The 497-nt window shown below is 68.8% G+C and carries 1 pseudogene; it reads left to right on the plus strand.

Annotation, left to right across the window (positions count from 1 at the left end):
• Positions 1-357: 357 nt before the first annotated feature.
• Positions 358-497, plus strand: a pseudogene (locus tag MXD62_RS10080) (SAM-dependent methyltransferase); the annotation flags it as partial.

A 497-nucleotide genomic window follows, 5' to 3' on the forward strand; every position in this document is an offset into this window, starting at 1 on the left:
CGTCCGGGTGGGCGGTGACCCCGAGGATGTGCACGGTACGGGAGCCGACGTCCAGGGCGGAGAAGCAGTACAGACGCTGGAGTGCCACGGCGCAGTCGTCAGGTAGCGGGGGCGCATTGCTGCGCCCCCGCCCCTTCAGAACCCGGCGTGCCACTCGTCATCCGACGGATCGTGGACGCACTGACCTTGTGTCCGAGTTTCAGGAGCTCCCCTTGGATCCGCTGGTAGCCCCATGTCGTGTTCTCGGTCGCGAGCCGCTTGATCAGCGTGGCGATCTCCTGGCTGATCGGTGGCCGTCCTGTCTGTTGCGGGTGGGTCCATTTCCGTGTGATCAGGCGGTGCTACCGGCTGACGGTCGTCGCGCAGGAGGCCGCCGCGGACGCCCGGATCGTCTACGCCGACAACGATCCGATCGTCCTCGCGCACGCCCGCGCCCTGCTGACCGGTACCCGGCAGGGCCGCACCGCCTATCTCGACGCCGACCTGCGCGAGCCGGA

The sequence above is a fragment of the Frankia sp. Mgl5 genome, assembly GCF_023242985.1.
GTDB classification, from domain to species: domain Bacteria; phylum Actinomycetota; class Actinomycetes; order Frankiales; family Frankiaceae; genus Parafrankia; species Parafrankia soli.